The organism is uncultured Cetobacterium sp. (genome assembly GCF_947038635.1).
GTDB lineage: Bacteria > Fusobacteriota > Fusobacteriia > Fusobacteriales > Fusobacteriaceae > Cetobacterium_A.
Genome location: NZ_CAMQXC010000090.1, coordinates 1 through 8931 on the forward strand (window position 1 = coordinate 1; position 8931 = coordinate 8931).

An 8931-nucleotide genomic window follows, 5' to 3' on the forward strand; every position below is an offset into this window, starting at 1 on the left:
GCTAAATAAATAATGTTCATATTGAGCAGGGAGGAAAAACTGGTACTACAAATAACTCTAGAACAGTTTGGTATTCAGGTATGACTCCAGATTATGTTACGACAATATATGTTGGATATGATAATAATGATCCTTTATATAAAGCAACAGGAGGGGGAGTAGCAGCACCTCTTTGGAAAAATTTCTACCAAGAGATTATAGAAAAAGGTTACTATACTCCAACTACATTTACATTCTTAGATAACCATGTTAAAAATGGAGATTTAACTTATCAAGAGTTAGATCCTATATCTGGATTATTAAATGGTAGTCCTTCTGATAAAACTTTCCTATTAAGAAGAGGAAGAATTGCAGTGGAAAAAGATAGTAAGTATAGTAATGGTATTGCAGGTGTTCTTGGATACTATGTTCCTACTCAAGAGACAACTTCAAAAAATGAAGCTATGTCTTCTGAAGAAGTAACTGGTCCTCCTACACAACAGGTTACTACACCAGTGCAACAGCAGAATCAACAAAAAGCTCCTCAACAAAAGAAAGAGGAGAAAAAAGGATTCTTCCAAAGATTATTCAATTTCTAAATATATAAAAGGAGAGAGAATTTAAGTTCTCTCTCCTTTTTATTTTATTATAATATAATATTTTATAAGAATATCTCTTGAAGTTTCTTTGCTACTCCATTTTCTGCATTTGTTTTTATTACTTCATTTTCAGGTAATAAAGCTTTAAGTCTTGGACTTCCATTTCCCATGATAAATCCTTTTCCTACAGATGATAGCATTTCAAGGTCATTTAATCCATCTCCAAAAGCGATTGTTTCTTTTAAATCAATCCCTTCAGCTTTTAAAACTTCCTCTATTGCACTAGCTTTAGAAACTCCCTCTCTCATAACCTCTAAACAAGATCCAAGTGAAAGAGTGATATTTAATCCCTTATGGAATTGTGCTCTCAATTTTTTCTCTAATTCAGAGATATGCTCTTCATCATCACATATAAAGAAAAACTTTGTAATCTCTTTTCCTACTAAAGATTGGAAAGGAGCTATTACATGATGAAATCCAGACTCTTTGTGGAAAACTAAAGCTTCCTCTAAAGGCTTTTCAGCATACCACTCCTCATCTAAATAAACATTTTTATGTAAGTTCTCATTATAGTTATAATTTAATAACTCTTTTGATAAGTGAGCTGGGATATTGTGAGATATAATCTCTTTGTTACTATAGTCATGCACCTTAGCACCGTTTGAAGTGATTAAGAAACTATCTAACTCTAACATATCTTTAAATGTTATTGCATCATTGTGATGTCTTCCAGTAGCTATTATAAACTTCACTCCAGAATTTACAACTTTTCTTATAGTTTCTTTTGTTTCTTCAGATATAGTGTGATGCTCATTTAATAGTGTTCCATCTAAGTCACATATAATTGCTTTGTATTTCATTTGTTCTCCTTAAAATTTTTAGAAATAGTATTTTGCTCCTACTCCTACTAAATATAAAACTCCATCGTCTACAATAGGTGAATCTGAAATTTCACTACTAAATTTCTCCACACCTAAAAATGCCATAAGAGCTACGTTATCAGTTAATCTATAATCAGCTGTTAAATTAAGTCCAATTGAATAAGCTGCATCTGCTTTATATGCTCTATCAATTTTACTGTTTCTTCTAGCTTCATCTGAAGTTACACCGAAGTAGTAATCAGTATAATCTCCTGAATATCCTTTAACATGAATTGAAGGAACTATTGTAAGTTTGTCATCTACTTTATAAGCTTTAAACGCACTTATTTTTCCCTCTCCTCCGTGCTCTCCCACTTGTGCAGAAAGTCCAGTTCTAACTCCATAGAATCCTGTATCTGCATCTAATCTAATTCCAAACATAGCTTGGAACTTTCTATCATCAATATTGTCATATCCTCTTGCTAAATCAGCACCATCTACAGCAAATCCAGCTAATGGATCTACAAATAGTGATGCAGCAAAAGCATCATCTTTATAGAATGAATATCCTATTGTTGCTCCCTTAACATAAAGGTCATAATAGTTAATATCTAATAAAGGCATTGGATACGCTCTGTCATCAGCACCTTTATAGATACTGTCTGAAACTCCTACTCCTACTCCAATTCCAAATTTATTTTCTGCTGCAGATGTAGCTGGATCTGCCATAGCTACAGTAGATATTGTTATTGCTAATAACCCCATTAATATTTTCTTCATATTAATCCTCCCTAAGTTACTTTTTCCCATAACTTTTTTCTTCTCTTTTAACTTTTATAAAGTTATATTTTCCAGATACTTTTCTTTTAAAATTAAAAAGATTATTTGTTGGAAATATTCCAATTCTTCTAATTTCAAATAGATCATCAGAAAAAACTATACTACCTGAATCAGTTGCTACTGCAAACTTATAACCAGCCTCTTGAGGTATTCTTTTTACCTCTTCGTTTAAACTACCATAAGGATATGCAAAAGATAATAGCTCTCTTCCTACTATTTTTTCAATATTAGATTTTGAATTAATTATCTCAGACTTTACCTGTTCAATTGATAGTTCAGCTAGTCTTGGATGAGTAGATGTATGTCCACCAAACTCTATTCCATAGTTTTGCATCTCTAATAGTTCATCTTGATTCATTAAAGTAAATTTTCTTTCAGGATTACCTGGATTATCTACATCCCATTTATTATACTCTATCCCATCGAGTATATATATAATACCTTTAAACTGATATTTTTTCAAGATAGGAAAAGCATTTTCATAGTTATCTTTATATCCATCATCAAACGTAAGCATAATCCATTTCTTATCTTTATCAAATCTTTGTTTATACCTATTATTCAACATATCTTTGAAAGTTACAGTTTCGTATCCTTTCTTTTTTAGATATTTCATCTGCTCTTCAAATTGCTCTACAGTTACATAAGTTCCGTGAACACCCTTTTCACTTTCATCTTTTATAACTCTATGATACATAATAACAGGCATCTCATATTTTTTCTTTTTTACAATCTCTCTTTGGTAAACTTTTTCAATATTTTCAACTATTGATTCTATTGAAAACTCCTCTATAACTCTTTCTCTTAAAGTTTTCAAATCATCTTTATTTATATTGAACCCTTTATCAATTTCTGGAATTACATCTGTCCATCTAAACGTTGGAGCATGATTTAAAGAGATATCACCAAAATTTGATTTTAAAGCTGTATTCAATCTATCTAAAGTTACAATTCCTACAGATTCAGCTTCTCCTATTGCTAAAACTGGAACTTCACAAAGAATAGCTTCAACTGCAACTCTTCCAGCTCCTATTACAATAGAAGATTCTCTTATTTTCTCAGAAACATTATTAACATATCCTAAGAACTCTACATTTCCTGTAAACTTTTTAAATCTTGCAGGAACCTCTTTTCCTCCAATAACTTGAATCTTAAAATCTTTTCTTCTATGAAGAATATCAAGTAAGTTATAAGTTACATCTCCTTTAGGACCTGATAATCTTCCTATTATTGATATAACCTTTTGAGTTTTCTCAATATCAGCAAAAGAACTCTTTTGATACTCTTTTGTATTTATCATATTTCTAAGAACTGTTATATTTTCAGGTTTAACCTTTAAATCATTTACAATATGATCTCTTATATTTTCACAAACACTTAAAGAGTAATCTCCAAATGCTTTAACTAATTTTCTGCTCAAGTGCACAGGTTGTCTCCCGTGTATTGTTGTAATCAGGGGAATCTTTGCTATTCTACAAGCTATTGCACAACTCCAAGAGGATGCTCTTGAATGAGCATGCACAACTTGGATATCTTTTTCTTTTATAATTTTAAGAAGTTTTCTAACTTGACTAACTCTATCTTTGAGTTTTCTTTTATTAAACTCTATTTTTTCATATTGTGCGTTTGTAGGTTTAGTTAAAGTATCTGAAACTATATAAACTTTGTTCCCTCTCCTAATAAGTTCATCACTTAGAACTGTTCCGTACACCTCAGCACCAGTTACTTCTAACTGTGAAAGTGCCATAAGTATATTCATTATTAAATCCTCCTACTACTTTAAATTTTCTGGATTTAATACTTCTAACTCTTCAATTACAAAGATACCATCTTTTCTAATTAAAACATCATCAAACCAAATCTCTCCACCACCAAAGTCTGGTCTTTGAATTAGAACTAAATCCCAATGTATAGCTGATTTATTTCCATTATCAGCTAGTTTATATGCTTGTCCTGGAGTAAAGTGAATACTTCCAGCAATTTTTTCATCAAATAGTGTATCCTTCATAGGTTTTAAAATATATGGGTTTACACCAATAGCAAATTCACCAATGTGTCTTGCTCCATCATCTGTATTTAAAATTTCATTTAATCTCTCAGTATTATTAGAAGTAGCTTCTACAATTTTTCCATTCTCAAATCTGAAACAAACATTTTCAAAAGTTGTTCCTTGATAAACTGATGGTGTATTGTATGATATAACTCCATTTATAGAATCTCTCACTGGAGCTGAATAAACCTCTCCATCTGGAATATTTCTAAGTCCACAACATTTTACTGATGGAATATCTTTTATAGAGAATGATAAATCTGTTCCAGGTCCAACAATTCTCACTTTATCTGTTCTATCTAAAAGTGCTGTTAGTGAATCCATAGCTCTACTCATTTTTGAGTAATCTAAGTTACAAACATTATAGTAGAAATCTTCAAAAGATTCTAAAGATGTATTTGCAAGTTGAGCCATTGAGTTATTTGGATATCTTAGTACAACCCACTTTGTATTGTTAACTCTTTCTGATAAGTGAACTGGCTTCATAAAGTAATCTGTATATATTTTCATTTTAGCTGAATCTATATCAGATAATTCTGATGCATTTTCAGAACCTCTAATAGCAATATAAGCGTCCATGTCTTTCATTCTTTCTAATTCATATTTTGCCATTAACTCTGCTTGTGTTTGATCCATACCTTTTAAAAGTTCTCTTGTAACACTTTGATCTTTTATTGTTACAAAAGGATGCCCTCCAGCAGCATAAACCTCTTTTACTAAAGCCTTAACTAAATTCTTAGAATCCTCTCCAATAGATTCAATTAAAACCTTTTCTCCTTTTTGTACTCTACATGAGTAAGTAACTAAATTTTTTGCTAGTATTTCAATTCTTTGATCCACGGTAACCTCCATTTAATCACATATTATATTCTATAATTATACAATGAAAAGCCATAAATATATAGTTAATTTTTTATAAATCCTTTTTTAAGTTAAAAAAAAGATGTTATAATACATATTATTATGGAGGTGATTTAATGAAACTATTTTTTTCCCCAAGTAAAGGGATGCAATATAAATCTTTTAAATATTCTGAAGATAATGTTGTTACAGATATTCCATTTAAAGAGAAGACAGACTTTTTAATATCAATCTTAAAAAACTTTTCTGAAGATGAGATTTCTAGTAAACTAAAAATAAAAGGTAAAATATTAGATGAGGTTTTTAATATATATAGTAATTTTTATAATCAAGAGGAGAGAGAAGCTATATCTCTTTACGATGGTGTCAGCTATAAACAATTAGATATAGAAAATTTTTCTAGAGAAAGCTATAGATATATGAGAGATAATGTTTTTATTTTTTCAGCTTTGTATGGAGTTTTAAATGCTTGTACTCCAATAAAACCATATCGTTTAGATATGACAAATAAAATACTTGAAGTATCTCCATACGATTTTTGGAGAGAGGATATAGAAAAGTATTTACTACAATTTAAGGATGAGACTTTTATAAATATTGCATCAAATGAATTTTCTAAAATTTTAAATAGAAAAGTATTTAATGTGATAGATATAGAATTTAGGCAATATGATGGAGATAAAATAAAAAATATTAGTACAGAGGCTAAAAAAGCAAGAGGAGCCTTACTTAACTATCTTATTGAAAATGAAATAGAATGTATCGAAGAGATTAAAAAATTTAATGCTCTTGGTTATGAGTTTTCATCTGAACTTTCTTCTGATAAATCCATTTTCTTCATAAAAAAATAGGTTAGATTTTCTAACCTATTTTTTATCTATTAAATCTGAAGTTATTTTAGCGGAACAATAAATTGTAGGAAGTCCACTTCCTGGATGGGTTCCACCTCCAACTAGAAAGAGATTTTCATATCCTTCTAGTTCATTATGCGGTCTAAACCAAAGCATCTGCATTACATTATGAGATAAATTAAAAACTGCACCTTTATATACATCATACTCCTCTTCCCACTCATTCGGTGTTACAACTCTTAACTCTTCAATATGGTTTCTTATCCCTTTAAACTCACCTATTTTTTCTAACTTATCTAAAAGAAGTTGAGTAAAATCATCTTTTTCCTTCTCCCAATCTATCTTAGAGTTATTATTAGCTACAGGAACTAAAACATAAACAGATGATTTTCCTTCAGGAGCTAGTGTTGAATCTATAACCGAAGGGTTTTGAATATAGAAAGAAAAATCTCCACCAACAGATTTATTCTCTGATATTTTTTTTACATTCTTCCTATAGTCTTTTGCAAAAATTATATTATGATGAGGTATATTTTTATATAATTTATTTACACCTAAATATAACATAAATGTTGAACATGAATATCTTTTCTTTTCTAAATTTTCATCAGAATATTTTGTTCTTAAATTTTGTGGTATTAGATTTTTCATTGCTGTTGAAAAATCTGCATTTATTATAATAGAGTCTCCCTCTACCACATCACCATTCTCCAATTTAATACCTATAGCTTTCTTATTTTTAAATATAATCTCTTTCACTGGTGTGTCTAAAAATATCTCACCATTTTTTTTAAAAATAAGATCACTCATTAATTTCGAAACTTTATTTAATCCACCTTCTACATGATAAATACCATATTTATGTTCAAGGAATGAAATCATAGAAAAAGTTCCAGGGGCAATCCATGGAGACATTCCAATATACTTAGCTTGAAAAGTAAAGGATAGTTTCAACTCCTCCTCTTTATAATAATTACTTAAAACATCATATATAGATTTTTGTGCATCAAGGTATGGTAGTGATTTTAAAAAATTAGGTTTTAAATAATCAATTAAGGATAGATATGGAACTTTTAAACAAGGCTCTAACTTTGAAAATTTTTTCCCTTCTCTTTCTATATAGTAATCGTAAAATTTAGAACTATAGGGAAATATCTTCTCCATCTCTCCATACATAAGAAATTTTTTATTATATGAATATGGATTAAAGTCATCTAACCCATAAAATTTCAATCTATACATTGGATTTATCTCAATTAAGTTTAATTGTTCATCCAATCTTTCGCCAGCTTCAATAAATATATCCTCTAAAATTTTTGGCATTAGAAAAAATGTTGGTCCTAAGTCAAATTTATAATCACCTAAACTAAAAGATGAATTCCTTCCACCTACGTAAGGTTTTTTCTCATAAATTTTCACATTATAATCTTTACTAGATAGAAGTAATCCTGCTGCTAGTCCACCAGGTCCAGCTCCTATTATTATAACTTTTTTCTTCTCCATTCCCTCACCTCCCATTATGTGCATATTTCATATAATAGTGTATACTCAGGAAATTTAACTTTCTTTTTTAAAAAAGTTTTTTTTATGATATAATTTTTTTAATTACATTCAGTATCTAGAGGAGGTTTATAAGCATGTTTGTTGAAGAAAGAAAACAAAGCATTTTAAATATATTAAAACAAAAAGAAAAAGTTTCTGTTAATGAGTTAAGCGATCTTTTTTCTGTAAGTAAAGTTATCATTAGAAAAGATTTATGCCAAATGGAAGAGGAAAATCTTTTAACTAGAACTCATGGTGGAGCGATTTTAAAAAGAAAAATTGTAGATAAAATTATTTTAAAAGATATAGCTAAAGAGGATTTAGAAGAAAAAACAGCACTAGCAGAAAAAGTGGTTTCACTTATTCAAGATGGAGATATAATCTTTTTAGATGATTCTACTGTTACAATAATTGTTGCAGCACTTTTACAAAAAAGAAAAATAAAGCTCTCTGTTATAAGTAACATGTTAGAAATACAAAAAATTCTTTCTGAGAATAAAGGTATTGAGATTATATCTTTAGGTGGAATATATGACGCGAGAACAGATTCTTTTGTAGGTGAAATGGCTAGAGAGAATTTAGAACTTTTTAATCCAAACAAAGTTTTTATTGGAATTGGTGGAATTAATGTGGATAAAATGCAGTTAAGCACTTGTACCATTGATGAAGGAAAATTTAAAAGTACTGCACTTAAAGTTGCTCAAGAAAGCTTCATAATAACACAAAGTAAGAAATTTTACCAAGATTCTATATTTAATTTTTCTAAGATTAAAGAAGGAATGACAATTATTACAGATAATAATATCTCTGAAGATTTTGAAAAAAAACTTGTAGAAAATAACATTAAAATAATAAAGTGAAAAAGAACGAAAGTTTTCTTTCGTTTTTTTTATTGATTTTTTATTGACAAACTGGGTTTTTCGTAATAAAATACAACCACAAAGTAACTTATCGAAATAAAACGAAATATGGTGGTGATTAAATTGAAAAGAAAAATAAGTTTAATGAATGGTAAAGGAGAGAGAATAACATTTGAAATTGGCGGTCTTTTTAGTTTTTTTCAAATTTTAAAAATAAAAAAACTCCTTCAAAGTAATGAATACTCTTTAGCAACAGAAGAGGATGCTAAAATAGCATTAGAATTAAAATTATACAATTAAAAAAATCCCCTCTCTCAATTAGTTATTGCTCTCTAATTAGGAGGGGGATTTTATATATTAATCTTCTTTTGGAGGTTCTACATCATCTTTTTCTTCATTTTTTTTACAACAATTTAATTTTTGAAGTTTCTCTTTTGCTAAGTCCTTTCCACCGATTCCGAAAGCTATTGCAAAGGCTACTGCTAAAGC

The 8931-nt window shown here is 29.2% G+C and carries 9 protein-coding genes; 4 read left to right on the forward strand and 5 right to left on the reverse strand.

Going from position 1 to position 8931, the window contains the following annotated elements:
* Window positions 1-80: 80 nt before the first annotated feature.
* On the forward strand, window positions 81-578 hold the full coding sequence (locus Q0V08_RS08675) for a hypothetical protein (protein ID WP_297433958.1): 498 nt from the start codon (window positions 81-83) through the stop codon (window positions 576-578).
* Window positions 579-640: 62 nt separating this feature from the next.
* Here Q0V08_RS08675 and Q0V08_RS08680 read toward each other — a convergent pair whose 3' ends face one another.
* From Q0V08_RS08680 to Q0V08_RS08695, 4 genes are read right to left on the reverse strand one after another with little or no spacing between them, the layout of a single operon-like run.
* Window positions 641-1438 carry a Cof-type HAD-IIB family hydrolase gene (locus tag Q0V08_RS08680; RefSeq protein WP_297433959.1) on the reverse strand — a complete coding sequence of 266 codons (798 nt, stop codon included), beginning with the start codon at window positions 1436-1438 and terminating at the stop codon, window positions 641-643.
* Between the two features lie 18 nt (window positions 1439-1456).
* The gene (locus Q0V08_RS08685; protein ID WP_297433961.1) at window positions 1457-2218 is read right to left on the reverse strand and encodes a MipA/OmpV family protein; all 762 of its coding nucleotides are present in this window, start codon (window positions 2216-2218) and stop codon (window positions 1457-1459) included.
* 16 nt (window positions 2219-2234) lie between these two features.
* Window positions 2235-4037 (reverse strand): polysaccharide deacetylase family protein, encoded by a 1803-nt coding sequence (locus Q0V08_RS08690; protein ID WP_297433963.1) that lies wholly within the window; start codon window positions 4035-4037, stop codon window positions 2235-2237.
* A gap of 15 nt (window positions 4038-4052) precedes the next feature.
* A complete protein-coding gene (locus tag Q0V08_RS08695) occupies window positions 4053-5168 on the reverse strand; it encodes an aminopeptidase (RefSeq protein WP_297433965.1) in 1116 nt (371 codons plus the stop codon).
* Between the two features lie 137 nt (window positions 5169-5305).
* Here Q0V08_RS08695 and Q0V08_RS08700 point away from each other — a divergent pair, with 137 nt between their 5' ends.
* On the forward strand, window positions 5306-6040 hold the full coding sequence (locus tag Q0V08_RS08700) for a YaaA family protein (RefSeq protein ID WP_297433967.1): 735 nt from the start codon (window positions 5306-5308) through the stop codon (window positions 6038-6040).
* A gap of 15 nt (window positions 6041-6055) precedes the next feature.
* Here the strand turns inward: Q0V08_RS08700 and crtI are convergent, their stop codons facing one another.
* Window positions 6056-7543: a phytoene desaturase family protein gene (crtI, locus tag Q0V08_RS08705; protein WP_297433969.1), complete on the reverse strand. Its 1488-nt coding sequence runs from the start codon at window positions 7541-7543 to the stop codon at window positions 6056-6058.
* Window positions 7544-7677: 134 nt separating this feature from the next.
* Between crtI and Q0V08_RS08710 the strand changes: the two genes are divergently transcribed.
* Together Q0V08_RS08710 and Q0V08_RS08715 are read left to right on the forward strand one after the other, a co-directional pair.
* On the forward strand, window positions 7678-8442 hold the full coding sequence (locus tag Q0V08_RS08710) for a DeoR/GlpR family DNA-binding transcription regulator (RefSeq protein ID WP_297433970.1): 765 nt from the start codon (window positions 7678-7680) through the stop codon (window positions 8440-8442).
* Window positions 8443-8565: 123 nt separating this feature from the next.
* Entirely contained in the window at window positions 8566-8742 is a 177-nt protein-coding gene (locus tag Q0V08_RS08715) for a hypothetical protein (RefSeq protein WP_297433972.1), read from the forward strand.
* Window positions 8743-8931 lie beyond the last annotated feature (189 nt).